19 protein-coding genes and 2 pseudogenes are annotated in these 23,811 nt (G+C 66.2%); 15 read left to right on the top strand and 6 right to left on the bottom strand.

Annotated elements, in window-relative coordinates; all coding sequences use genetic code 11:
- Positions 1-7: 7 nt before the first annotated feature.
- From BT264_RS13850 to BT264_RS13805, 10 genes and pseudogenes are all read left to right on the top strand, one after another.
- A complete protein-coding gene (locus BT264_RS13850; protein WP_072436942.1) occupies positions 8-2,275 on the top strand; it encodes a T6SS effector phospholipase Tle3 domain-containing protein in 2,268 nt (755 codons plus the stop codon).
- Complete coding sequence (locus tag BT264_RS13845) at positions 2,272-3,753, top strand: virulence factor (RefSeq protein WP_110281456.1); 1,482 nt, start codon at positions 2,272-2,274, stop codon at positions 3,751-3,753. The genes BT264_RS13850 and BT264_RS13845 overlap by 4 nt, the downstream gene beginning before the upstream one ends.
- Positions 3,754-3,762: 9 nt before the next feature.
- Positions 3,763-4,026 (top strand): PAAR domain-containing protein, encoded by a 264-nt coding sequence (locus BT264_RS13840; protein WP_072436943.1) that lies wholly within the window; start codon positions 3,763-3,765, stop codon positions 4,024-4,026.
- Positions 4,027-4,203: 177 nt separating this feature from the next.
- A pseudogene (locus tag BT264_RS39900) lies at positions 4,204-4,378 on the top strand (virulence factor); the annotation flags it as partial.
- Between the two features lie 417 nt (positions 4,379-4,795).
- Positions 4,796-5,884 (top strand): toxic anion resistance protein, encoded by a 1,089-nt coding sequence (locus tag BT264_RS13830; RefSeq protein WP_072436944.1) that lies wholly within the window; start codon positions 4,796-4,798, stop codon positions 5,882-5,884.
- Positions 5,885-5,894: 10 nt separating this feature from the next.
- Positions 5,895-6,635, top strand: a complete 741-nt coding sequence (locus BT264_RS13825; RefSeq protein ID WP_072436945.1) for a VWA domain-containing protein — start codon at positions 5,895-5,897, stop codon at positions 6,633-6,635.
- A 43-nt stretch (positions 6,636-6,678) separates the two neighbouring features.
- Positions 6,679-7,695, top strand: coding sequence for a DUF475 domain-containing protein (locus BT264_RS13820; protein WP_072436946.1), 1,017 nt, complete (start codon positions 6,679-6,681; stop codon positions 7,693-7,695).
- 92 nt (positions 7,696-7,787) lie between these two features.
- Positions 7,788-8,444, top strand: coding sequence for a TerD family protein (locus BT264_RS13815; protein ID WP_072436947.1), 657 nt, complete (start codon positions 7,788-7,790; stop codon positions 8,442-8,444).
- Positions 8,445-8,495: 51 nt separating this feature from the next.
- The gene (locus BT264_RS13810) at positions 8,496-9,362 is read left to right on the top strand and encodes a hypothetical protein (RefSeq protein ID WP_072436948.1); all 867 of its coding nucleotides are present in this window, start codon (positions 8,496-8,498) and stop codon (positions 9,360-9,362) included.
- Positions 9,363-9,498: 136 nt separating this feature from the next.
- Entirely contained in the window at positions 9,499-10,119 is a 621-nt protein-coding gene (locus BT264_RS13805) for an HAD family hydrolase (RefSeq protein ID WP_072436949.1), read from the top strand.
- A gap of 24 nt (positions 10,120-10,143) precedes the next feature.
- Here BT264_RS13805 and BT264_RS13800 read toward each other — a convergent pair whose 3' ends face one another.
- Positions 10,144-11,253: a fatty acid desaturase gene (locus BT264_RS13800; protein WP_072436950.1), complete on the bottom strand. Its 1,110-nt coding sequence runs from the start codon at positions 11,251-11,253 to the stop codon at positions 10,144-10,146.
- A gap of 226 nt (positions 11,254-11,479) precedes the next feature.
- Between BT264_RS13800 and BT264_RS13795 the strand changes: the two genes are divergently transcribed.
- On the top strand, positions 11,480-12,517 hold the full coding sequence (locus tag BT264_RS13795; RefSeq protein WP_072436951.1) for an AraC family transcriptional regulator: 1,038 nt from the start codon (positions 11,480-11,482) through the stop codon (positions 12,515-12,517).
- Positions 12,518-12,580: 63 nt separating this feature from the next.
- Here the strand turns inward: BT264_RS13795 and BT264_RS13790 are convergent, their stop codons facing one another.
- Positions 12,581-13,630, bottom strand: coding sequence for a lactonase family protein (locus tag BT264_RS13790; RefSeq protein ID WP_072436952.1), 1,050 nt, complete (start codon positions 13,628-13,630; stop codon positions 12,581-12,583).
- The gene (locus BT264_RS13785; RefSeq protein ID WP_072436953.1) at positions 13,617-14,984 is read right to left on the bottom strand and encodes an MFS transporter; all 1,368 of its coding nucleotides are present in this window, start codon (positions 14,982-14,984) and stop codon (positions 13,617-13,619) included. Before BT264_RS13785 ends, BT264_RS13790 begins: the two co-directional genes overlap by 14 nt.
- Positions 14,985-15,341: 357 nt before the next feature.
- Between BT264_RS13785 and BT264_RS13780 the strand changes: the two genes are divergently transcribed.
- Positions 15,342-16,322: an acetyltransferase gene (locus BT264_RS13780; protein WP_072437245.1), complete on the top strand. Its 981-nt coding sequence runs from the start codon at positions 15,342-15,344 to the stop codon at positions 16,320-16,322.
- Between the two features lie 206 nt (positions 16,323-16,528).
- Positions 16,529-18,019 (top strand): annotated as a pseudogene (locus tag BT264_RS13775) (deoxyribodipyrimidine photo-lyase); the annotation flags it as partial.
- Between the two features lie 231 nt (positions 18,020-18,250).
- Here BT264_RS13775 and BT264_RS13770 read toward each other — a convergent pair.
- Both BT264_RS13770 and BT264_RS13765 read right to left on the bottom strand, forming a co-directional pair.
- Positions 18,251-19,483 carry an MFS transporter gene (locus BT264_RS13770; protein WP_072436954.1) on the bottom strand — a complete coding sequence of 411 codons (1,233 nt, stop codon included), beginning with the start codon at positions 19,481-19,483 and terminating at the stop codon, positions 18,251-18,253.
- Positions 19,484-19,670: 187 nt separating this feature from the next.
- Positions 19,671-20,612, bottom strand: coding sequence for a LysR substrate-binding domain-containing protein (locus tag BT264_RS13765; RefSeq protein ID WP_072436955.1), 942 nt, complete (start codon positions 20,610-20,612; stop codon positions 19,671-19,673).
- 208 nt (positions 20,613-20,820) lie between these two features.
- Here BT264_RS13765 and BT264_RS13760 point away from each other — a divergent pair, with 208 nt between their 5' ends.
- Both BT264_RS13760 and BT264_RS13755 read left to right on the top strand, forming a co-directional pair.
- Positions 20,821-21,861, top strand: coding sequence for an alpha/beta hydrolase family protein (locus BT264_RS13760; RefSeq protein WP_072436956.1), 1,041 nt, complete (start codon positions 20,821-20,823; stop codon positions 21,859-21,861).
- A 164-nt stretch (positions 21,862-22,025) separates the two neighbouring features.
- Positions 22,026-22,781, top strand: a complete 756-nt coding sequence (locus BT264_RS13755; RefSeq protein ID WP_072436957.1) for a 4'-phosphopantetheinyl transferase family protein — start codon at positions 22,026-22,028, stop codon at positions 22,779-22,781.
- A gap of 21 nt (positions 22,782-22,802) precedes the next feature.
- On the opposite strand, the gene BT264_RS13750 is transcribed toward BT264_RS13755, so the two are convergent.
- Positions 22,803-23,723 (bottom strand): glutamate/aspartate ABC transporter substrate-binding protein, encoded by a 921-nt coding sequence (locus tag BT264_RS13750; protein WP_072436958.1) that lies wholly within the window; start codon positions 23,721-23,723, stop codon positions 22,803-22,805.
- Positions 23,724-23,811: the final 88 nt, after the last annotated feature.

The following is a 23,811-nucleotide window of genomic DNA, read 5'->3' as shown; positions in this document are numbered from 1 at the left end:
AAACAACATGTCCAACTATAACTTTGACTTTGCGCAAGACGCGAACGGGCAGACGCCGACGACCGATCCGTCGCAGATGCCGGTGGGCGGTGGAGTGGGGACGACGCTGTTCAACCGCAACGACCTTCAATGCGTGATGCAGATGCCGCTGCCGGGCGTCGTCATTTTCGTCCACGGGGTGAATTCGGAGGGCGAATGGTTCAAGGAGGCCGAGAAAGGACTGTGCGACGGATTGAACCGGCGCATGGGGCGTTATGACGATCAGTTGTTTCACTGCGGGCCGGTGGCCGGGCAGATGACGCCGGTCAGTTATATCGACAGCCTGACGCCTGACGGATTCCTGAATCCGGAAATGTCCTCGAAGACGTACATCAAGCCTGATCCGTCCTTTTCGCCCGTCATTCATTTTCGGTGGGGCTATTCCGCGAACGCGGAGGAGCTGAAGGAGTATGGCGACAAGATCATGCTCAACGAAAAGAACTACTGGGGCGGTGGGCCGTTCGCGGGCGGGTGTACAAGCCTGCCGGACCTATGGAACGACGGATTGAACGACCGGCTCTTCCTGTGGCTGACCGTGCAGCACATGAATGGCATCGGCAATCGCAAGATCTACTCGACTCCGCCGCGTACTTACGGCGTGCTTGGGGCACTGCGGCTCGCGCGCCTGGTCGAATCGATTCGCAAGAGACAGGCTGACGCGCCGATCACGATCGTGTGCCATAGCCAGGGAAACATGATCGGTCTCGCCGCCGCATTCCTTGGAGACCGTTTGCCCGAGGTAACGGATCAGTGGGGCAAGAGCGGGCGCTGCGTTGCGGACACTTATGTTCTCGCCAATCCCCCGTACAGCCTCGTGGAAAGCAACATGACCGACACCTGGGCGCAGCGCGGGGTCCGCGACAAGGACGGGCACGTGGGGCGCGAGACCTATGTCGCGCGCAAGGAAACGCTACGGGAGTACTTCGATATCCTTCGCGCCCGGGCCGATCTGGAGATGCCTGCAGAGGATCTCGATCGCGCGATGGAAAACGCGCGACCGTCGAAGAACGGCGGGAAACCGTATAGCGCAGCCAAGGACCGAGAGGCGCACGGGTTGTACCAGAAAAACACCTACGGGAGAGTGACGTTGTACTGCTGCCCGCACGACCAGGTGATTTCCGCACTGACCGTCCAGGGAATCGGCTGGCGCGGCATGTGTATCGACGAGATCAATGCGACAAACGGGTGGGGCGTTTTCTCGCAACGTGTGTTTGCATCGAATTTCCAGGTAGGCGGCGAGAACAAGCTTTACCGGTATTGGCAGGATGACTGGCGGAAGGACAAGAACGAGAAGGAGGGTTTCTGGTATCCACCGTCACCGCCTGCACGGTATGGTCTCGGACGGGGCATGCATTCCAATGAAGGGTTGTTCACGAAATTCATCACGCTTGTAACGAGCCCGGCCCTCTATCTGTTCAATTTGACGGACATGAAGGTCAATGCCGATCCGCCGAAAGATTGGGAAATCCCGATTACGGCGCCGATGCTCGACAAGGAAACACGCTTCGAGCCGCAGGCGTTGCGCTACGACAAGCCTTCAGGCGCTTGCGATGCTGACGGGAAGCCGATCGAGGAAGGGCGCTTCAACGAGGGTTACGATCCGCCGTCGGCCGCGCGCGATGCTGGTAAGGAAAGCAAGCGGGATGACGATCCATACGACAACTTCGATGTGAAGTCAGAAAAATTCGCGACCGAGGGGGACTCGCTGAAAGCGAAGGGGGATGTCGCATCCGAGGCCGCTCAGCGATACGAAGATCATTCCATTCTCCGTATGGAAGCGCGGAGATCCGGAAATCGTCGCTGGGTCGACAAGAATGGAAATGTGGTCGGAGAGGACAATCCGGGGGCAGCGAGTGCTGACTATACCGAATGGAGGAACAATGAGATCTTTCAGATTCTGAACGGTGGGAACAAAAATAACCCTACCAACCATTCGACCATCATGACCAACAAAGACCATGCTGAAAACGCGTTGGCTTATGATGTGGCAATTGGGCTTTGCTATTTGACTGAGATGGATTTAGGTGAAATCAGGGTTCAGGCCGATTGGCGATTTGCTCAGGGTTTGGGTGATGATGGTCAGAATGGTAAGATGGCGGAGTACATTTCAACGGGAAAGTGTGAAAAATTATTTTTACAGGATTGGGTTATTAAGGACGATCATGCAAAAATGCCTTCCAAGATACGCGACGAAAGAGATGGTGGATTTTTCCTGAAGTTTGGAGGCATTTTATGAGATCGGCCATTGCTACATGGCCTCGTCGATTCGGAGTCGCCGGCGGTGCATTGCTTCTTGCGTTGAGTGTGTCGGTTTTGATATTGGTTTCGTCTGATGAGGGGACAGGAGCATTGTTGAACATGGGAACTCTGATGAAGCGGTTAGTCCTGGTTCCAGGGCTTGTGGCAATTATGGTATTCGCATTTGCAACGGTGATTGCGGGGCCGCGGGCAGTTGCGGCTTCATTGAACGAGAAGGCGGCTCCAGCCATCGGAGCCGGGGCGTCCAGACCATTCGTTGCTCAGGTCGTCGGGCTTGGCTGGATGAATCCGCTGCAGCGCAAGGATTACAGCGCCGAGTGGCAGATATTGTGGACGCTTGGCCTGGTAAAGCCGAATGTCAACGATGATATGGTTCGTACTAGTCCCAAAAAGTATTCAACATTGCAACCGATTTCTATCGTGGCCGATGGCCGCTGGGGGCGTGAATCGTTTTCCGGATTCTATAAGAAGTATGTCAATGAGTTGCTGATACTTTTTCGGACTCGATATTTCACGAATGAGGATTATTTTTACACGGTTGGCTCGGATAGTCAGAAGAAGTGGCGAGAATTGGCTGGCATGCATGTCGAGCTGGCAATTCCCTCTGGTCGACTCGATCCAGGATTGGCGGCATCACATTTGCGAGATCAGATTGTTAATTTTTTCGAAATAGGGAATCCGTCCGCCAAAAATTTATGGAGCCACAACACACCGCCCGATGTGCATGTGACATCGGGGCAGGGGAATGCCGGCTTTACATCGCTGAACGCGGCACTGGACTATCTGGCCGCCCACCCCGACAAAAGCGCGTGGGTGATGAACTGGGATGCACCCAGTTTCCCGCCGAAGGACGAACAGATCAACGAGAACATGGTGGTGCTGTTCCTCGCTGGCCCGGATCTGAAGACCGAGCGTGAGCCACTTGCTTGGATCGGTAAAGCTGCACGAAGTAACGTCAAGGATTTCGAAGCGAAGCAAGGCGCGAGCCGTGCGGTACAGGCATGGAAGTCGACGATCGATACGGCGGCGAGTAATGCAGGCGTGCCGGTGTCGTCGGTAAATTACATCGTGCACGACGCGGGCAAGGGTAGCGATGTCGCATCGACACGAATTGCCGCACTGTCGCAGACGCTGACGGAAGTGCTGCCGGAATACGATTTCCGTACGCAGACTTTCAATACGTCGGCGTTGCTCGGTGACATGGGCGCCGGTGCGGCGCTGACCGATGTGGCGCTGGCGATCGGCCGAGCGAATCATCTCGGCGGAAACGTGCTCGTAGCCGGAACAACCGACATCGAGCATCCGACCGCGGTGGTGGTCGTCGCGCCTTCGAAGCTGACGCCGATCGACGCAGGCAAGGACTGGTTCCGTGCACGTGGCGAAAACAACGCGTACTTGCCGTGGTGGGGGCGCCGTCACGATGCGCGGCCGGCGTCGCAAGGTTATTCGGAATAAGGAGCGCGCATGCGCGGAATCATTCGGGTCGGCGATGCGACGAGCCACGGAGGTCAGGTCGTGACCGGCAGCGCGGTCAGTGAAGTGATGGGGCGGCCGGTCGCCCGACTCGGTGATACGTGCGTCTGCCCGATCTCAGGGCATCAGGCGTGCTTTATCGCCGAAGGCGATCCGCAGGTCATCATCGACGGAAAACCCGCCGCTTTCGACGGTCACAAGACATCGTGCGGCGCGACGCTGATTTCGAGTCTGGCGTCGTCCGGGCGGGAATGAATTGCCGGATCGCTCGCCTCGAGAAATTCACTACGTGGCACGACAGCAGCGCTCCAGTTCGACGGAGTGCCGGACTGGTCCGCGTGGTTGACCGGTTCGATCTGGAACATCCATGCACCGCTTCACCCTTGTCAGACGCGTTGGATTCGTCTCAATCGTCATGGCGACAATCTTGTCGGAACGACCGACATCGAACATCCGACCGCAGTGGTGGTCGTTGCACCGTCGAAACTCACACCGATTGACGCAAGCAAGGGACTGGTTCCGCGCACGCGGCGGAAACAACGCGTACTTGCCGCGGTGTGGCCGTCGTCACGATGCGGGTCCGGCAACGCAAGGTTATTCAGAGTAGGACCGACGCAGGGTGATTGGTGCGATACGGCCGCAGGTCCGCATATCGACGGGTACGCCACCTGATGAGTCGCGACAGCGTGCGGCATTAAGCAATCTGTAACAATCAGCGGAATAGCGCAAGGCGATTTCTTTCAAAACACTTTCTATTTGGCGCTTTCCGGGCCACCCGCCAAATCCGGATTCTCACTCCATCAAGGGGTTTGCCCGCGTCCTCCCGGAGCACGCATCGGGATTTCCGATCGTCCACATTACAATGTGTATTGAAAATGAAAGATTGACCTCCCTTGACGCATCGCACCGTCGCCATTTATTGTCCGTCTGCCGCCAGTGAGAGAGCACGACGGCAATCGCGGAAGCGCGCCTCGCGCGCACGACAACACGTAGCAAAAAGCAGAAAAGGAAACGTGGTAGCCACATGAAGCCGCTATTCGATGACAAGAAATCCGATGCGGTCAGCGATCGTCCTTCCACCCCGTCTTTGTCACCCGTCGCAGTGCCTGCCGCCGCCGTCGTGCCGGCAGCGCAGCCGACGGAGCACGCGCGCCTGATCACCGTCGACGAGATCGACCAGCTCGGTGCGACGCAGGGTACGCGGATCGCCGCCTTTTCCCAGCAGATACTCGCGAGCGTCCGTGCGTCCGACGCCGACCAGTTCGGCGACAAGCTCAACGAACTGATCTCGACCGCGAAAGGACTCGACCCGCGCGGTGCCGACAAGGGCGGCTTCATCACGCAAGTCACGCGGCTGTTCCGCTCGACCAAGGAAAAGCTGCTGTCGCAATACGAGTCGGTGAGCAAGCGGATGGATACGCTCGTCGTCGAGCTCGAAAACCATGCGCAGCGCCAGAAGGCCGGCATCGACGAGCTCGAGCGGATGTACAACGACAACTACGCGCTGCACCAGGAGCTCGCGCAGTCGAAGGCGCACGGCGAATCGGCGCTCGCGACGCTGCGCGCGCATCTCGCGGCCGGCCTGCAGCCGGCGGACGACGCGTTCGCCGCGCAGCGCCTGCTCGACGTCAAGCGCAAGGTCGACGCGCTCGAAAGCAAGCTCGACGACCTCGACCGCGCGATGCTGATGTCGAAGCAGCTCGCGCCGCAGATCCGGATGGAGCAGGACCAGAAACGCACGCTGACGTCGAAGTTCATGACGATCAAGACCGTGCTGATCCCCGCGTGGACCAACGCGTTCGCGCTCTACCTCGAGCAGCTCGGCACGAAGCGCGCGGCGGCGCTCGCGAACGCGACATACGACGCGGCCGACGAGGCGATCCGCGCGCAGGCCGACCTGAATCGCCAGAACGCGCAGGAAGTCGCGAAGCTCGGCCAGCGCCCGGTGATCTCGACCGACACGTTCGAATACGCGCAGCAGCAGCTGTTCGGCGCATTCGACGACGTCACGCAGATCATCGCCGACGGCAAGCGCCAGCGTGAGCAGGACGCGCCGCGCCTGCGCCAGCTCGAACAGGACCTGATCACCCGATTCGCTCCGAAGCATAACTAAGGAACACCGCATGATTACGCTTGAGAAACGCGCGGCGAAGGTCGCGATCGTCCTCGAAAAACGCCAGATCCTGAAGCCGCCCGTCGTGCGTGTCGGCGCGGCGCTCGACATCTCGGGCTCCGCGAAGCCGCTTTACCAGTCGGGCGTGATCCAGGAGACGCACGACAGGATCCTCGCCATCGCACTGAAGTTCGACGACAACGGCGAAGTCGATACGTGGACCTTCACCGAAGGCTACGACCGCCTGCCGACCGCGACGCCGGACAACTACGGCTCATATATCTCCGATCACGTGCTCGAAGCCCGGATCGACAAGTGGGGCGGCACGCAGTACGCGCCGGTGATGAACGACATCGTCGACTTCTTCTTCCGCGCGCCGGAGCCGAAGCGCGAAGAAAAGCGCGGCTTCCTGAGCCGGCTGTTCGGCGGCGCGGACGAAGCACCCGCGCCGGCCGCCTCCGCACCGGTGAACGGCCACCTGCCCGCATGGGTGCTGTTCGTCACCGACGGGCAGAACCCGAAGAACGACCGCAAGCGCGTGCGCCAGTTGATGGCCGAGTCTCAGCACTTTCCGCTGTACTGGTCGCTCGTCGGCGTCGGCGATCCGAACGAATTCGGCTTCCTCGCGGAAGTCGCGGACGAAATGCCGAACGTCGGCTTCCTGCATCTCGAGTCGCTCGATCTCAGCGACGAACAGATCTATGAACAGTTGATCACGCAGGAATTCTGCGACTGGGTGCGCGCGAAGTAAGCGCGGCCCGCATGCCCCTTTTTCAAAACTCGATTACCCCATCATGTTGAAAGACTTCAAGATCCCGCTGTCGCTCACGGTGCTTGCGCTGGTCGCGGCCTATCTCCTCGGCGGCGTAAAGGACATGCTGATCGTCGCGGTCCTGTGCGTGCTCGAAATTTCGCTGTCGCTCGACAACGCGGTCGTCAATGCATCGGTGCTCAAGAACTGGTCGGAGAAGTGGCGCAACCGCTTCATGGTGTTCGGCCTGCCGGTTGCCGTGTTCGGCATGCGGCTCGTGTTCCCGCTGCTGATCGTCGCGGTGATCGGCCACATCGGAATGTGGGATGCGCTGACGCTCGCGATCGAATCGCCGGAGAAGTACGCTGCGATTCTGACCTCCGCGCATCACCAGGTGTCGGCGTTCGGCGGCGCGTTCCTGCTGATGGTGTTCTTCAAGTTCATGCTCGACACCGAGAAGGACGAACACTGGATCGGTTTCCTCGAAGGCCCGATGCGCCATCTCGGCCGCATCACGGCGCTGGAAGTGGCGCTGACGCTCGCGATCGTGATCGTCGCGTCGTTCTATGTGCCGGCGGCCGAGCAGGTCAGCTTCCTGCTCGCGGGCGCGTTCGGCGTGATCAGCTTCGTGATTGCGCACGGCATCGGCGACCTGATCGGCGGCGAGGACACCGGCACGCGCGTGGTGCGCGAAGGCGTCGCGGGCTTCATGTATCTCGAAGTGCTCGATTCGTCGTTCAGCTTCGACGGCGTGATCGGCGCGTTCGCGCTGTCGAACAACATCTTCCTGATCGCGCTCGGCCTCGGCGTCGGCGCGGCCTACATCCGGGAGATGACGCTCGTGCTGCTGAAGAAGGGCACGCTCGCGCAGTATCGCTTTCTCGAACACGGCGCGTTCTGGGCGATCGGTGCGCTCGCAACGATCATGTTCCTCGGCGTGAAGTTCGAGGTGCCCGAGGTCGTCACGGGCCTGATCGGTGCGGCGATGATCGCGGCGGCCGTGTGGTCGTCGATCGTCGTGCAACGCAAGGAAGACCGGACCGCCGTGGCGGGCAAGTAATACGCGCGGCACGGACACCATCAACGAGGGGCCGCGCACGGCGGCCCGGCATTGCCGCCGGCGCAACGGCGGTTCCAGCAGAAGAGGTTCAGATGATCAATTTGTCGAAAGGCGGTCGCGTCAACCTGTCGAAGGAAGCGCCCGGCACGCAGAAATTCCGCATCGGTCTCGGTTGGGACGCAAATGCGACGGACACGGGCACGGATTTCGATCTCGACGTGTCGGTGTTCCTGTGCAAGTACGATGCGCAGACCAATCCGAAGCTGATCTCGGATCAGCACTTCGTGTTCTACAACAGCGAAGTGCGTACGATGGACCGTAACGAAACCTTCATCCAGCCGGGCGACGATTTCCCGAAGCGCGGGATGCCGGCGTCGAAGTGCATGGGCGTCGTGCATAGCGGTGACAACCGCACGGGCAGCGGCGGCGGCGACGATGAAGTGATCTTCATCGACATGACGAAGCTTGCTGCCGACGTCGAGGAAATCTCGGTGGTCGTGACGATCGACCAGGCCGAAGCGCGCCGCCAGAATTTCGGACAGGTTCGCAACAGCTACATCCAGATCGCCGACGAGGTGTCGGGTACGATGATCGCGAAGTATGCGCTTGAGGAAGATTTCTCGATGGAGACGTCGGTGCAGGTCGGCAGCTTCTATCGCCGCGACGGCCACTTCATGTTCAAGGCGGTCGGCGCCGGCTACAACCGCGGCCTCGGCGACTTCGTGCGCGCGTACGGCGGCGCGGTCTGACTGGCGGCAGCCCGGCGTGAGGGAAACCGCAGCGCCGGGCAGGATGCAGCGATGACGAATCCGTCCGACGAGCCGAAGCGGCTCGAGTTCGATACGACGCCCGAGCGCACGCCCGGGCGTCTTGCGTTCGACGCGCCGTCCACGGCCGGTGTGCCGGCCGCGCGTGTGCCCGACCGGCCGGCGCCGCAGGCGCTCGACTTCGGGCCGGCGTCCGACAAGGCCGTGCGCGCGGCGCCCGCCGATGCGATTGGCCGCGCGCTGTTCGGCGAGTCGAACCACCCGCTGCTCGAAGCGTGCTTCCGCGCCGCGCAGGCGAGCTTCCCGAATCTCTATCCCGACTTCGCGCCGCGCATCGAGCGGCACATCCGGCAACTGGTGCCGCTCAAGCTTGCGACGGTCGCGACGATCGGCGACGGTGCGCTGGAGACGGCGGGCAACCTCGTCGAAGCCGTCGCGGCGACGACGCGCGAATTCAACGAACTCGGCGCGGCCGACATGATGGCCGGCCTGCTCGCGCAGGCGACGCGCAAGGCCGGCATGTTCGAACGCTGGTTCGGCGCGGCGTCGAGCCATGTCGACTACCGCGCGGCGCTCGGCGCGCTCAAGCAATCGCTCGGCTTCTTCCCGCGTCGCACCGAGGAGCTTGCCGCGAAGGTTCGCCATGCGGAAGAAAACCTTGTGGTCGTGCTCGCGGCGCTGAGCGCGGTGGCGGACGTCGTGCGCGTGCCGGACGACGCAGGCGTCGAGCGCACGCTGTTCGACCGCCGCAACATCGTCGGGCAGGCCGTCCAGCAGATCCGGATACAGCCCGCGCAACTGCGCGGGCTCGACGCGCGCGTGACCGACCTGCTGTCGCGCGCCGATCACCTGATGAACGTCGTGTTGCCCGCGGCACTGGCAGCGCGACCGCAGAGCTGAGCGAACGGCACGACGGCCACGTGCGCTTCGGCGCGTGTGGTCGCTGCCCGGGCCATGCTTCGTCACGCCGTTTCGCGCGCACTGGCGCGAGTCTGCTATCTTCCCGGGCATCTCATCGCTTTTCCGCCGATTCTCCATGACTGACCGCATCGTCGCCGCATTCGATTTCGACGGCACCATCACGACCACCGACAGCTTTCGCCACTTTGTCCGCTACGCGGTCGGCACGCCGCGCTTCGCGTGGGCCGGGCTGCGCGCGCTGCCGTGGATCGTCGCGATGAAGGCCGGGTTGCTGTCGCGCGGCGACGCGAAGGCGAAGTTCGCGTCGTTCGCGTTCGGGCCGGTTCGCGAGGACGCGCTCGATGCGCTGGCAAGCACTTTCGCCGGTACGACCCTGCCGCGCTTCGTGCGACCGGAAATGCTCGAACGGATTCGCGAGCATCGGGCGCGCGGGCATGAAGTCGTGCTGGTCAGCGCGTCGCCGTCGCTGTATCTGGAGAAGTGGGCGAAGACGGCCGGTTTCGACGCCGTGCTCGCGACGCGGCTTGCGTTCGAGCGCGGCGCATTCGCCGGGCGGCTCGACGGCGAGAACTGCTGGGGGCCGCAGAAGGTCGTGCGGCTGCGCGGGTGGTGGGGCGACCGGCCGCCGACTCAACTGTTCGCGTACGGCGACAGCCGCGGCGACAAGGAAATGGCCGAACTCGCGAACTGGTCGTGGATCCGCGGGCAGGGAGCGATGCCGCCGATCGGCGATTGATACGGCGCGCTGCCGACGCCGGTATTACGCGTCGACCTGCACGTGACGCGTGCCGCGCGAAGGACGATAAGCACCCCAGCGATTCGCACGCGCGAACGTGCCGACGTCGTTGAAGCGCACACCCACTTCGCGCAGCGCCGCATGCGCGGTTCGCGCGGTCAGTTGCCGGATGTAGAACGGGTCGCGTACGACGAAGTGATGGATCGCGTGCGTGCTGCCGAAGTTGAAGCAGAACAACTGGAACGGCAGCATCCACCACGGGTTGAGTACCTGCGTCTGCTGGATCACGTTGCGCGAATCGATGTCGCCGAAGTAATGCATGTTCGAGCTGACGAAGTTGATGCAGAAGCTGCGCACGAAGTTCGGCCCGAGCCACACGACCGCCAGGAAATCGACGATATCCATCGCACGCTCGACCAGGGCCGGCACCGTTACCGCATAGCCGAACGCGTGCAGTGCGAACAGGCCGACGTGATAGACGATGAACGCGTGCCACAGCGCGTAGTACACGTGACCGACCGGCATGTACGACGACACCTGCTCGACACGCAACTGCATGCGCTCGGCCGGATCCTGCACCGGCTGCGCGGCAACGTACTGCTTCACCTTGCGGCGCATCGCGGCCGGCCGCAGCACGACGGCGAGCATCCCGTCCGCGATCATCAGCAGGCGCTTCACGCCCCAGCGCTCGCCGTTGGTGATGCCGAATTCCTCGAGATCCGATTCGCCGCCCGACACCTTGTGGTGATGCAGGTGCATGCGCCGCCGCGTCCACGGGTTGATCGTTCCCGGCCGCGTGAGCCAGCACAGCGCCATCATCAGGTGATAGGCCCACGGCGTCTTTTTGAAGTACATCAAGTGGATCAGGTCGTGCTCGAGTTCGTGGATCAGCGATGTGACGAACGCGGCGAGCGGCAGCGCGACGTACCACGCGATCGTGCCGCGTGCATACAGCCACGCGATCGCGAGCATCGCGGCGACCGACACGGCCATCACGGTCGCGCCGACGAGGTTCTGGTTGTCGAGCAGCGGAAAGCGCGCGCGGATCGCATCGCTCGCGGCGTTGACCTCGCGGCGGACGTACGCGACCTTGTCTGCGTCGTGGCGAAAGACGGTTCGTGCGGGTTGGCTCATCGACCGGAATCCGTGCGGAAAGAGTGGGGCGTCATGCCGATGTGACAAGCATAGGCGGGCGCCGCACCGCATGCGAGGGCCGCCGGTGCCAATGGTGGTGTCATTTCGGGCCACGATGGCCGGCGAGCGGGTGCCCGATCGCGCGCCGCGAGGCTAGAGTGCCGCCGCGGTGTCATTGCGGGCCAGCGGCGCTACAATCCGCCGAAATCGCTTCGGAGTCCGCCGCATGGCCCTGTCCGTCCCGGATGCCGCGCGCCAGTTGAACAAGGCGACGGTGTCGTCCGCGTATGCGCTGTTCATGCTGATGCTGGCCGAGGAGCGCGGGATCGATAACGACCGCATTCTCGCCGGCTCGGGCGTCGAGCGCGAGCGGCTCGCGCAGCCCGATGCGCGCATCACGCCGCTGCAGCAGGCGGCGATCGTGTTCAACCTGCTCGACGCGACGGACGACCCGACGATCGCGATCGAGATCGGCCTGCGCAGCAGCCTGACGAAAGCGGGGCTGATCGGTTTCGGGCTGATGAGCTGCGCGACGCTTGGAGAGGCGATCGCGCTCGGCATCCGCTATCTGCCGACGCGTGTGCCGTTCTTCTCGGTGCGGCTCGCGCAACTCGACGGGATCGTCGACATCGACGTGCTCGAAGCGTTTCCGCTCGGCCGGCTGCGCCAGTTTGCAGTGGAGAACTTCCTGGTCGAGACCGCGATCCTGTTCAATTCGCTGCTGTATCCGGCGCCGGGGCGTACGCTGCAGTCGCGTGCCGAACTGCACTTCGAATGGCCCGAGCCGCCATGGTTCGAGCGTTATCGCGCGCGGCTGCCGCGTTGTCATTTCGATGCAAGCGCGAACCGCATCCGCTGCGACGCCGCACTGCTCGACGAGCCGATCGGTACCGCGAACGCACAGACCGCGCAGATGATTGTCCAGCAGTGCGAGGCCGAACTCGCGCGGCTCGGTTATGCGGAGAGCATCGTCGAGCGCGTGCGCAACCTGCTGATCTGCGGCGATGGCGGTTATCCGTCGGTCGACGACGTCGCGCGCGAGCTGCACGTATCGGCGCGCACGCTCAAGCGCAAGCTCGCCGAGTACGGCGCGACCTATTCGGCGCTGCTCGACGAGATCAGGCTGCGCGATGCACTGCGGCTGCTGGAGGGCACGCGGCTGCCGGTCGACGAGATTGCGGCGCGCGTCGGTTATACGGACCGCGCCAATTTCACGCGTGCGTTCAAGCGCTGGACGGGTGTTGCGCCGAGCGAGCGGCGCTGAGCGAGGGCACGGGGGACCGGCGTTCGCAGCGGATCTGCCGGATCGTGCCTGGGCGTTGCTTGGTCAGACGATCTCGACCCAGTTTGCACCGCGGCCGCCTGCTGCACGTGCGTGCAGCGACAGCGCGCCGTCGTCCGGCGCGATCGCATATACCGACACGTATTCCGACTGCTCGCCGCACGCGACGAGCCAGCGCCCCGACGGATCGATCGCGAACCCGCGCGGCTGCGTTTCGGTGGTTGTCGCGTGCGCGGGCTCGAACGTGCCGTCGGCGGTGCGGCGATAACAGAGCAGTTGGCTCGACGTGCGTTCGCTGACATACGCGAAACGCTCGTCGGGCGTCAGGTGCAGGTCGGCGGCCCACACGGACGGTTCGGCAGGCGCGGGCGGCCGCGCATGGCCTTGCGCGAGTTCGGCGACGGCCGGGTGGCGCGCGCTCACGTGCGCGTCGCCGAGCCGGCCGCTGTCGGGATCGCGCGCGAACGTCGCGAGCGTGCCCTGGAATTCGCTGACGACGACGAGCGCGCGGCCGTCGCGCGCGAATCGCAGGTGACGCGGGCCGAAGCCGGCCGGCACGCGCGTTTCGCCGTGTTCGGCCAAACGCAGGCCGGCTGCGTCCTCGACGAGCGCGAAGCTGAACACGCGATCCGAGCCGAGCGAACTGACGTACGCGAAACGATTGTCCGGCGACACGATCACCGCATGCGCGTTCGCGATGCCGCCGGCCACTTGCAGCGGCGCGCCGTCGCCGTCGCGCACGCGCGCGGCGTCGTAGAGGCTCAGCGAATTCCCGCCGTACGACGCACCGAGCAGCCAGCGGCCGCTGCGGTCGAGCGACAGGTACGCGTGGCTCGCATCGATCGCGGTCGCGCCGATGCGCGCGAGCGCGCCCGTGGCTGCGGCGACGCGGAACGCGACGATCGTCGGCTGCTCACCGCGCGTCGCGACGTAGAGCCGCGCGCGGTCGGCCTGCACGGCGATCGGCATCGCGACGTCGGCGGCCGGATAGCGGGCGAGCGGCGCGAGCGTGCCGTCGCTCGCGAGGGAGAACGTGGCGAGGTCGCCGTCGGCGGCATTCGAGACGACGACGGTCAGGCGGTCAGTGTTCGGCATGGCGGAGCATCGTAGCGTTCGTGAAGGACTCGTCGGCCGGCAGGCCGCGCGGCGGATCGCTGCGCCGGTGCGTGCGCGCGAACAGCGCGGCGACCGCGGCGACGAGGGACGCGATCGCGAGCGCATACAGCCCGCCCGTGATCGAACCCGTATGTTGCTTCAGATAGCCGAATGCCGTCGGCGCGACGAAGCCGCCGAGATTGCCGACCGAGTTGATCAGCGCGATCACGGCCGCGGCCACGCGCGTGTCGAGGTAACCCTGCGGGATCGGCCAGAACAGCGACGCCGCAGCCTTGAAGCCGAGCGCGGCGAAGCAGATCGACGCGAACGACCACACGGGATCGTGCGACGTCGACGCGAACAGCCCGCACGCGGCGAGCACGAGCGCGAACGCGAGCCAGCGCTGCGGATGCTTCCATTTCGCGGACAACACCGCGAAACCGTACATCGCGCCGATCGCGATCATCCACGGAATCGTGTTGTACAGGCCGACCTGGAAATCGCTGAGGCCGCCCATCTTGCGAATGATCGTCGGCAGCCAGAACGTGGCCGCGTAGATCGTCAGCTGGATCGAGAAGTAGAGGAAGCAGAACAGCATGATCTGCGGATCGCGCAGCAGCGAGGTGGCGCGCACGTGCACGTTCGAGCGTACGTCGCGCGTTGCGCGCTCCGCGTCGAGCGCCGTTTCGAGCGCCGCGCGTTCGTCGGTGGTGAGCCACGTCGCGTCGCGGATGTGCGATTTCAGCAGCAGCCAGCTCGCGCCGCACAGCGCGACCGAGAACAGCCCTTCGATCAGGAACATCCATTGCCAGCCTTCGAGGCCGAAGCCGCGGATCGACAGCAGCGCGCCGGTGACGGGCCCGGACAGCACCGACGCGAACGCGGAGCCGCCGAGGAAGATCGCCATCGCCTTGCCGCGCTCCTGCGGCGGCAGCCATTGCGACAGGTACAGCACGACGCCGGGGAAGAAGCCGGCCTCGGCCGCGCCGAGCAGGAAGCGCAGCACGTAGAACGACGTGTCGTTCCACACGAACGCCATCGCGGCCGCGACGATGCCCCACGTCGCCATGATCCGCGCGAGCCACACGCGTGCGCCGTAGCGCTGCATCAGCAGGTTCGACGGCACTTCGAACAGCGCATAGCCGACGAAGAACAGCCCGGCGCCGAGCCCGTACGCGGCCGCGCCGATGCCGATCGACGCTTCGAGGTGGCGATCGACGAAACCGACGTTCACGCGGTCGATGTAGTTCGCGATGAACATGATCAGCACGAGCGGCAGCACGTGCCACTTCACTTTCGAGACGGCGGACGCGAGCGGGTCGCGGCCGGGTAGCGCGGGCGAGGGCGGGTTCAACGGTGTCTCCGGTCGGGCGGCGGACGGGGCGGCAGCCCGCGTCGGCGTCTGGGTGGTGGCTTATGTAGTATGTCGTCGTATGACATGGTACGCCTGAGTGTTAATGGAGACGTCACGGGTTTACCCGGAAAATTCCCGGATATTGGTAAATATCATGAGATCGATTGGATATTCGATCATGTCTGATGACGTATAACTTCTGTGAGCGTGTGCGCTGCAAGCCATTTGCAGGTGAATCCGGCTACGCTGTATCGAGGAGCGCGCGCGGTTGCGGCAAAATACCGGGCTCGCGCGCTCGGTGTGCATGGCATGTGCGCGAACGGCGGCGATTTCATGCTGAATACGGAGCGACGGAACATGCAGGACAACCACCATGGACGGCACTTCTTCGCGTTCAACGGCGATGCGGACGGCCTGTGCGCGCTTCAGCAACTGCGGCTCGCGGAAGGCGCACACGGCCTGCTCGTGACAGGCGTGAAGCGCGACATCCGGCTGCTCGAGCGGATCGATGCGCGGGCCGGCGATCGTGTCACCGTGCTCGACGTGTCGCACGATCAGAACCGCGACGCGTGCGCGCGACTGCTGCGCGAAGGGGCGACAGTCCGCTATTTCGATCATCACTTCGCAGGCGAGCTACCCGCCGATCCGGGCTTCCACGCACATATCGACACGGCGGCAGATGTCTGCACGAGCGCGCTCGTGAACCGCCATCTCCGCGGCCGGCATGTGCGCTGGGCGATCGTCGCGGCATTCGGCGACGAACTGCCGGCGCTCGGCGGCGCGCTCGCGCGCGAGCAAGGGATCGACGACGCCGAACGTTGCACGCTCGCCGAACTCGGGCTCTACCTGAACTACAACGCGTACGGCGATTGCATCGGCGATCTGCATTTCGATCCGGCGGCGCTCGCCGACGCGATGCTGCCGTGCGTCGATCCGCTGGATTTCGTGCGCGGGACCGCCGTGTTCGCCGCACTGCGCGACGGCTACCGCGACGACATGGCGCGCGCATGCGCGCTTGCGCCGCTGCGCGAGGTGCCGGGCGCGACGCTGGTACGGATGCCTGATCAACCGTGGGCGCGGCGCGCGACCGGGATGCTCGCGAACGAACGAATGCGCAACGCGCCGCATGCGGCGCTCGCGGTGCTGTCGCCGCGCGCCGATGGCGGGCTCGTCGTCAGCGTGCGCGTGCCCGACGGCCGGCCGCTCGGCGCCGACGAGTTCTGCCGCGGCTTTGCGACCGGCGGCGGGCGCAAGCGCGCGGGCGGCATCAACCATCTGCCGGAAACCGAGTTCGACGCATTCGCCGCGCGTTTCGAGGCGGCGTTCCGGCTCGATTGACGAAGCGATCGGCGACGCGCGCCGTGCAGCCGTTGCGCGGCGCGCGTCGTGGCCAAGGTCAGCCGAATCAGCCGGTCGCACCCGCGAGCACGGCCGGCACGTGCCGCGCATCGCGGTGCACATGCACCCGACATCGAGCGTAGGCCGGCGGACGCGGCGAAGAATCGTCGGAATGGACCAAGGCGTTTCACCGGGCGCGCGACGCGGTGCGATGGCCGTGGCCGTCATCGGCACGTTGGCACGTCGAGCGTCGACACCGTGTGGCGCAGCCGCGACAATACGCATCCTGTTCCGCTTTCCGCATCGAGGTGCCCGTGCCCGCCAAGTCGTCCGTTGCTCCCGCGATCGTCTGGTTTCGCGACGATCTGCGCGTGACCGACCAGCCCGCGCTGACGCGCGCGGTCGAGTCAGGCCGGCCGCTCGTGTGCGTGTTCGTCGACGATACGGGTGCCGGTTCGGGGCGCCCGCCGGGCGGCGCAGCGCGCTGGTGGCTGCACGGGTCGCTGGCCGGGCTCGACGCCGCGCTCGCGCGTCACGGCGGGCGCTTGCTGCTGTTGCGCGGTGACGCGCAGCGCGAGATCGAGCGCGTCGTACGCGACACGGGCGCGGCGGCTGTGTACTGGAACCGCCGCTACGCGCAGCCGCAGCGCGACGCCGACGCGGCGCTGAAGGCGTCGCTCAAGGCGCGCGGCGTCAAGGTCGAGAGCAGCAACGGCAGCCTGCTGAACGAGCCATGGGAGGTGCTGACGGGCAGCGGTGCGCCATACCAGGTGTTCACCGCGTACTGGCGCGCCGCGCGCCGCGACCGCACGGTCGCCGCGCCACTGCCGGAACCGGAACGGATCGTGTTTCAACCGTGGCCGGAAACCGTGCGTGACCGTGCGCTGGCGCTCGACACGCTCGCGTTGCGTTCGCCCGTGCCGGACTGGGCCGGCGGCCTGCGCGACGCGTGGCCCGCACCCGACGAAGTCGGTGCGCACGAACGGCTCGACGCGTTCCTGTCGGCGTCGCTTGCCGGTTATGCGGATGCGCGCGATCGTCCCGACCGGCCCGCGACGAGCCGGCTGTCGCCGTTCCTGCGCTTCGGCAACGTATCGCCGCGACAGGTGTGGCACGCGGTGCAGGGCGCCGCGAATGCAGGCGGCGCGGCGTACGTTGCGGGCGCCGACAAGTTCCTGAGCGAGCTCGGCTGGCGCGAATTCAGCTACGCGCTGCTGTATCACTTCCCGGCGCTCGCGACCGACAACTTCCGCGCGCAGTTCGATGCGATGCCGTGGCGTGACGATGCCGCGGCGCTGCGCGCATGGCAGCGCGGCCGGACCGGCTATCCGCTCGTCGATGCGGGCCTGCGCGAGCTGTGGACCACCGGCTGGATGCACAACCGTGTGCGGATGGTCGTCGCGTCGTTCCTCGTCAAGCATCTGCTGATCGACTGGCGCGCGGGCGAAGCGTGGTTCTGGGACACGCTGGTCGACGCCGATCCCGCGAACAACGCGGCGAGCTGGCAGTGGGTGGCCGGCTGCGGCGCCGACGCCGCGCCGTATTTCCGCATCTTCAATCCGGTCGCGCAGGGCGAGAAGTTCGACCCGGACGGCGCATACGTGCGGCGCTGGGTGCCCGAACTCGCGAGCCTCGACACCGCGTCGATCCACGCGCCGTGGGAAGCGTCGCCGCTGCAGCTCGACGCGGCCGGTGTGCGGCTCGGCGTCGACTATCCGGCACCGCTCGTCGATCACGCCGCCGCGCGCGCTCGAGGCGCTGGCCGCATTGCCGAAACGTCGCTGACCGTCTGCCCGCGCGGCACGGTTCGCCGCGTCAGTTGCAGAACGCGACGTGTTCGAGCAGCGCGTACGCGACGCCCGAATCGAAGTAGGCCGCGCCGCACCACACGACGAACGCGAGCGTGCCGGCCGCCAGCGCCGCGCGGATCATCCCCATGCCGCGTTGCCCGATGCCGGGCGCGCGACGCGCGCGTCGTCGATCGGCAGGTGCAGGAGCGCCGCGAGCACGCCGAGCGCGATCGAACCGATCCATAGCGGCAGGTACGAATGCGTCGCGTCGTACACGATCGCACCGAGCCAGACGCCGAAGAAGCTGCCGAGCTGGTGCCCGAAGAACACGAGGCCGAACAGCGTCGCGATGTAGCGCACGCCGAACACCTGCGAGATCACGCCGTTCGTCAGCGGCACCGTGCCGAGCCACGTGAACCCCATCACGGCCGCGAACACATAGACGCTCGCGGGCGACAGCGGCACGGCGACGAACGCGGTCATCGCGAGCGCGCGCACGAGGTACAGCACCGACAGCACGTACTTGCGCCGCAGCAGCCCGCCGAGATGCCCGCACGCATAGGTGCCGGCCACGTTGGTCAGCGCGATCAGCGCGAGCGCGACGCTTGCGTGGCGCGCCGGCAGCCCGTGGTCGAGCAGGTAAGCGGGCAGGTGCGTCGCGATGAACGCGAGCTGGAAGCCGCACGCGAAGAAGCCCGCGTTCAGCAGCCAGAAGCCGCGATGCGCGAACGCCTCGCGCACCGCTTCGCCGATCGACTGGTCGGGGCCGGCGGCGGCGCCGGACGCTTGCGCGGGCCGGTCGCGCAGCAGCACGGCGAGCGGTGCTAGCAGCGCCGCGACGAGCGCCAGCGCGACGAACGCGTGCCGCCAGCCGATGCCGCCGATCAGTTCCTGCGCGACGGGCACCATGCAGAACTGGCCGAGCCCGCCGATCGCGCCGGCGACGCCGAGCGCCCAGCCGCGCCGGTCGGGCGGAAACAGGCGGCTCAGCGCGCCGTAGATCGATGCGAATGCCGAGCCCGACAGTGCGATGCCGATGACGAGCCCGGCGCCGACCGTGAACATGCCGGTCGACGCCGCGTGCGCCATCGTGACGAGCCCGGCCGCATACAGCAGCATCCCGGCGACGATCACGCGCACCGAGCCGAAGCGGTCGGCGATCATCCCCGTGAACGGCTGCGCGACGCCCCAGATCAGGTTCTGCAGCGCCAGTGCGAGCCCGAACGCTTCGCGCGACCAGCCATGGTCGAGCGATACGGGCGCGAGGAACAGGCCCTGCACATGGCGGATGCCGAGCGCGGCGCCCATGATCAGGCCGCCCGCCAGCACGGGCAGCCAGCGGCGTCGGACTTCCTGCTCGATCGGGGTCATGCGTGTCTCCGGATGCAGGCGCGCGGCGAAACGGCCGCGCTCGATTCGATTAGACGATCGGGCCCGGCGTCGCTCAAGCGATCATTCGGTCAGGTTGGCATGCGTGCGGGGAATGTGACGGGGGCGGCCGGGTGGGCGGCAGCGGCCGGCCGTGCGTGGTCGGGGTAGCCGAAAAGCCTGCGCCGGCTTACGTCGACGCCATGTCGTGCGCGCGCATCGCGGTATCGCATTCGGCCGCTTCGGCGAGCATCCAGTCGCGCACGTCGGCGACTTCGCGGCGCGGTGCCGGATCGTGCTGGAACAGCCAGTAGCCGTACGCATCCGACAGCGCCTGCGTGTGCGGCCCGAGCACCGCGAGCCGCCCGTCCGCAAGCATCGGCGAGACCAGCGCGAGCCGGCCGAGCGCGACGCCCTGGCCCGCGATCGCGGCCTGGATCACCTGGTCGTACTGGTTGAAGCGCAGCACGCCTTTGGGGCGCGCGTCGCCGAGCCCGGCCGCGTGCAGGTGCGTGCGCCACTGCAATTGCGGTTGCGGCGGCCCGTCGAATTCGAGCAGCACGTGGTCGGCGATCGCGGCCGCGCTCGTGACCGGCCGCGCGGCGAGTGCGGGATGCGCGACCGGCACGACGATCTCGTCGAACAGGCGCAGCGCGCCGGCCGGCGCGCGATCGCGCGGGCAATAGCGGATGCCGAGGTCGATGCCCTCGGCGCGCAAATCGAGTACCTTGTCGTTCGCGGCGACGCGCAGGTCGATCTCCGGCAGGCGCGCCTGCAGCCGCCCGAGCCGCGGCAGCAGCCACAGCGCGGTGACGCCGATGCTCGCGGTGATCGTGACGGGCTGGCGTTCGCGTGCGGCGGCGAGCGACGCGACGGTGTCCTGCAGGCTGTGCAGCGCCGCATCCGCGACGCGGAACAGCCGTTCGCCTTCCGGCGTGAACGCGATCTTCCGGTAGCCGCGCTGCAGCAACGCGACGCCGAGATGCGCTTCGAGCGCATGCACCTGGCGGCTGACCGCCGACTGCGTGACGCACAGGTCCTGCGCGGCGAGCGTGATGCTCATGCGGCGGCCGACGGCGACGAAACCGCGGACCAGGTCGAGCGACGGGAGACGGACGAGAGGCGTTGACATGCGCGTGACTCATGCGAACGGAGCAGGAAGATTGGTTGAGAACGCGGCACGCGTCAAGTTCAATGGACGCTGACCGATGGGCGCGGGCGGTGGCTCGGAGCGTGAAGCACGGGGCCGGAGCGGGCGCTGAAGCGCTGACTCTGGCCGACCGCAAAGCATGGGGCTCGAGTAAGCGCCAAAGCGCTAACTGCGATCGACAGGAGGCAGGATGACGATTTCGAGCGAAGGGGACGGAGCGGCACCGGGCAGTCGCGCGGCGGGCGCGTTGCCACCCGAGCCCGTGACGCTGCGTGCGGCCGACGGCTTTGAATTGCGCGGCCATGTGTGGCGCCATCGCGGCGGCGGTGCGGCGCGGCCCGTGACGGTCGTCAATTGCGCGACGTCGGTGCGCTGCGACTATTACTTCCGTTTCGCGGCCTGGTTGTTCGCGCAGGGGCGCGACGTGCTCGTCTACGACTATCGCGGCATCGGCGGGTCGCGCCCGGCGCGGCTCGCGAAGCTGCGCGCGAACTGGCTCGACTGGGGGCAGCTCGATTGCGAGGCCGCGCTGCAACACGCACGCGACGCGTTTCCGGGCCAGCCGATCGACGTCGTCGCGCACAGCATCGGCGGCTGCGTGCTCGGGCTTGCGGCGTCGAACGTGCACGTGCGGCATGCGGTGACCGTCGGCGCGCAGTATGCGTACTGGCGCGATTACCTGCCGGCCGAACGGCGGCGCATGTGGTGGAAGTGGCATGTCGCGATGCCCGCGCTCGCGGCCGTGTTCGGCTACGTGCCCGCGAAGCGGCTCGGCTGGATGGAGGACACGCCGCGCGGCATCGCGCTGTCGTGGGCGCGTTCGCGGCCGCGTTTCGAGGACGGCTACGTCGGCGGCCTGTTCGAGGAAGGTGCCGTGAGCCGTGCGGCGCTGCCCGCGCGCTTCGCGGGGCTGTCGGCACCGATGCTCGCGATCGGCGTCGACGACGACGCGTTCGGCACGATCGGCGCGATCGAGCGGCTGGTCGGTTACTACACGGGCAGCGATGTCACGCACCTGCGGATTGCGCCGGCCGACATCGGCGTCGACGCGATCGGCCATTTCGCGTTTTTCCACAGCCGCTTCACCGACACGCTGTGGCCCGTCGCGCTGCACTGGCTGCAACACGGCGTGCTGCCGGCCGATGCGCCGGGCAGCGTGCACGCGCTGCATCCGGCGTCGCGGGCGCGGGTGACGGGTAGCGGCGTGCCGGGCGTTGCCGCGAACGGGTGAAGCGGGGCGGCCGCGCACGTTGCCGCGCGCGGCCTTCGAATGTCGTTCATGAAGCATCCGTCGTTCGATGCGGGCGCGGCAATCCGCGCACACGCCGGTTCGTGCGCCGGCGCGATCGATTAACATCTGACGTTTCATTCCACAGCACAGGCTGCCGCGTGCCGATGTCCATTCCGTCCGATTCCGCTTCCCCGGTCGACACACCCCGTGCGTGGCGCATGCATGCGCTCGACGTGCCGACCGCCGCGTCCCGCGCCGGCGTGCGGATCGCGCGCATCGATTTCGACTGGCGCGTGCCGCTGGCGTCGCCCGCGTATGCGGTGCTCAGCGATGACGAACGTGCACGGGCCGCACGCTTCGTGCGGCACGAGGATGCGGTGCGCAGCGCCGCGACGCGCGCCGCGCTGCGCGACATGCTCGGCGCGGCCCTCGGTGTCGCGCCGCACGCGGTCGCGATCGTCGTCGACGAAGCGGGGCGGCCGTCGCCGGACCCCGCGCATGGCGCGACGCTCGATTTCAACGTGTCGCACGCGGGCGATCATGCGCTGCTCGCGTGGGTGCCCGCGGGCCGTGTCGGCGTCGACATCGAATCCTGCAGCCGCACGACCGACTGGCGCGCGCTGACGAGCGAAGTCTGCGCGCCGGCCGAGGCCGCGTATCTCGACGGCCTGCCGCCCGACGTGCGCGCACGCGAATTCATGCGAGTCTGGTCCGCGAAGGAGGCGCTGCTCAAGGCGCTCGGCACCGGCATCGGCGGCGGGCTGCGCGCGTTCGCGGTCGTGCCGCCGCGCGATGCGGCGACACCGGCGACGACGGTCGTCGAGCCGGCCGCGCCCGCCGCCGGCGTCGCGGCGTTCGACGCGGCGTGGGTCGACGCGGCGCCCGGCTACGCGGCATGCGTCGCGTGGACGCGCGCGTGAACCGGCGTCAACGAGCGGCGTTCATTCGAGCTGCGTGTCGTTCGGCGCCGCGTAGCGCGCCCTGATCACGTCGCTCATCGGGAAGTCGAACGACAGCCCCTTCGGCGGCACCGGCTTCATGAACCACTTGTCGTACAGCGCGTCGATCTCGCCGCGTTTCATCAGTTGCACGAGCACGCCGTCGACGAGCGCCTTGAACTGCGGATCGTCCTTGCGCAGCATGAACCCGTAGGCCTCCGACGACTGCGGCGTGCCGACGATCTGCCAGTCGGCCGGCTTCGCGGCGAGCTGGCGCACGCCCGCGAGCAGCACGTCGTCCATCATGTACGCGGCCGCGCGACCCGATTCGAGCGTGAGACGTCCTTCGCCGTAGTCCTTCGCGCTGATGATCTGCATGTTCATCTTCTTTTCCTCGTTCATCTTGCGCAGCAGGCGTTCGGACGTCGTGCCCTGGTTCGTCACGACCGTCTTGCCGGCGAGGTCGGGGAAGTCGCGGATGCCCGAGCTCGTGCGCGTGAGCAGGCGCGTCGTCGCGACGAAGAAGGTGGTCGAGAACGCGACCTGCGCGTGGCGCGCGGCCAGGTTCGTGGTCACGCCGCATTCGAGGTCGACGGTGCCGTTCTGCACGAGCGGGATGCGGTTCTGCGACGTGACCGGGATGAAGCGCACCTGCAGGTCGGGCTTGCCGGTGCGCGCCTTCACCGCGGCGATCACGCGGTCGCACAGGTCCTGCGAGAAGCCGATTACCTTGCCGCCCGTGTCGACATAGGAGAACGGCACCGACGTTTCGCGATGGCCGATCGAGATCAGGTTGCTCTGCCGGATCTTCTCGAGCGTGCCCGACAGCGGTTCGGCGGCGAGCGACGCGCCGCACGCGAGCGTGCACGCGGCGACGAGCAGGCTGCGGCCGTACAGGGCGGCGAACCGCGGCGGGATGTTCATGACGGGTCTCCTTGGCGAGTGATGATCCGTATGTTGCCAAAGAAAAAATAATCGCAACATATGTTAATGGCCGGATCCCGCCGGCCGG

Origin of the sequence: Burkholderia sp. NFPP32, from assembly GCF_900119325.1 — a bacterium.
GTDB lineage: Bacteria > Pseudomonadota > Gammaproteobacteria > Burkholderiales > Burkholderiaceae > Burkholderia > Burkholderia pyrrocinia_C.
This window is presented reverse-complemented; position numbering and strand designations above follow the sequence as displayed.

What these genes read in the sequence shown, in the direction of transcription:
- BT264_RS13850 (WP_072436942.1), top strand. Translation starts at nt 8, where the DNA reads ATGTCCAACTATAACTTTGACTTTGCGCAAGACGCGAACGGGCAGACG.
- BT264_RS13845 (WP_110281456.1), top strand. Translation starts at nt 2,272, where the DNA reads ATGAGATCGGCCATTGCTACATGGCCTCGTCGATTCGGAGTCGCCGGC.
- BT264_RS13840 (WP_072436943.1), top strand. Translation starts at nt 3,763, where the DNA reads ATGCGCGGAATCATTCGGGTCGGCGATGCGACGAGCCACGGAGGTCAG.
- BT264_RS13830 (WP_072436944.1), top strand. Translation starts at nt 4,796, where the DNA reads ATGAAGCCGCTATTCGATGACAAGAAATCCGATGCGGTCAGCGATCGT.
- BT264_RS13825 (WP_072436945.1), top strand. Translation starts at nt 5,895, where the DNA reads ATGATTACGCTTGAGAAACGCGCGGCGAAGGTCGCGATCGTCCTCGAA.
- BT264_RS13820 (WP_072436946.1), top strand. Translation starts at nt 6,679, where the DNA reads ATGTTGAAAGACTTCAAGATCCCGCTGTCGCTCACGGTGCTTGCGCTG.
- BT264_RS13815 (WP_072436947.1), top strand. Translation starts at nt 7,788, where the DNA reads ATGATCAATTTGTCGAAAGGCGGTCGCGTCAACCTGTCGAAGGAAGCG.
- BT264_RS13810 (WP_072436948.1), top strand. Translation starts at nt 8,496, where the DNA reads ATGACGAATCCGTCCGACGAGCCGAAGCGGCTCGAGTTCGATACGACG.
- BT264_RS13805 (WP_072436949.1), top strand. Translation starts at nt 9,499, where the DNA reads ATGACTGACCGCATCGTCGCCGCATTCGATTTCGACGGCACCATCACG.
- BT264_RS13800 (WP_072436950.1), bottom strand. Translation starts at nt 11,253, where the DNA reads ATGAGCCAACCCGCACGAACCGTCTTTCGCCACGACGCAGACAAGGTC.
- BT264_RS13795 (WP_072436951.1), top strand. Translation starts at nt 11,480, where the DNA reads ATGGCCCTGTCCGTCCCGGATGCCGCGCGCCAGTTGAACAAGGCGACG.
- BT264_RS13790 (WP_072436952.1), bottom strand. Translation starts at nt 13,630, where the DNA reads ATGCCGAACACTGACCGCCTGACCGTCGTCGTCTCGAATGCCGCCGAC.
- BT264_RS13780 (WP_072437245.1), top strand. Translation starts at nt 15,342, where the DNA reads ATGCAGGACAACCACCATGGACGGCACTTCTTCGCGTTCAACGGCGAT.
- BT264_RS13770 (WP_072436954.1), bottom strand. Translation starts at nt 19,483, where the DNA reads ATGACCCCGATCGAGCAGGAAGTCCGACGCCGCTGGCTGCCCGTGCTG.
- BT264_RS13765 (WP_072436955.1), bottom strand. Translation starts at nt 20,612, where the DNA reads ATGTCAACGCCTCTCGTCCGTCTCCCGTCGCTCGACCTGGTCCGCGGT.
- BT264_RS13760 (WP_072436956.1), top strand. Translation starts at nt 20,821, where the DNA reads ATGACGATTTCGAGCGAAGGGGACGGAGCGGCACCGGGCAGTCGCGCG.
- BT264_RS13755 (WP_072436957.1), top strand. Translation starts at nt 22,026, where the DNA reads ATGTCCATTCCGTCCGATTCCGCTTCCCCGGTCGACACACCCCGTGCG.
- BT264_RS13750 (WP_072436958.1), bottom strand. Translation starts at nt 23,723, where the DNA reads ATGAACATCCCGCCGCGGTTCGCCGCCCTGTACGGCCGCAGCCTGCTC.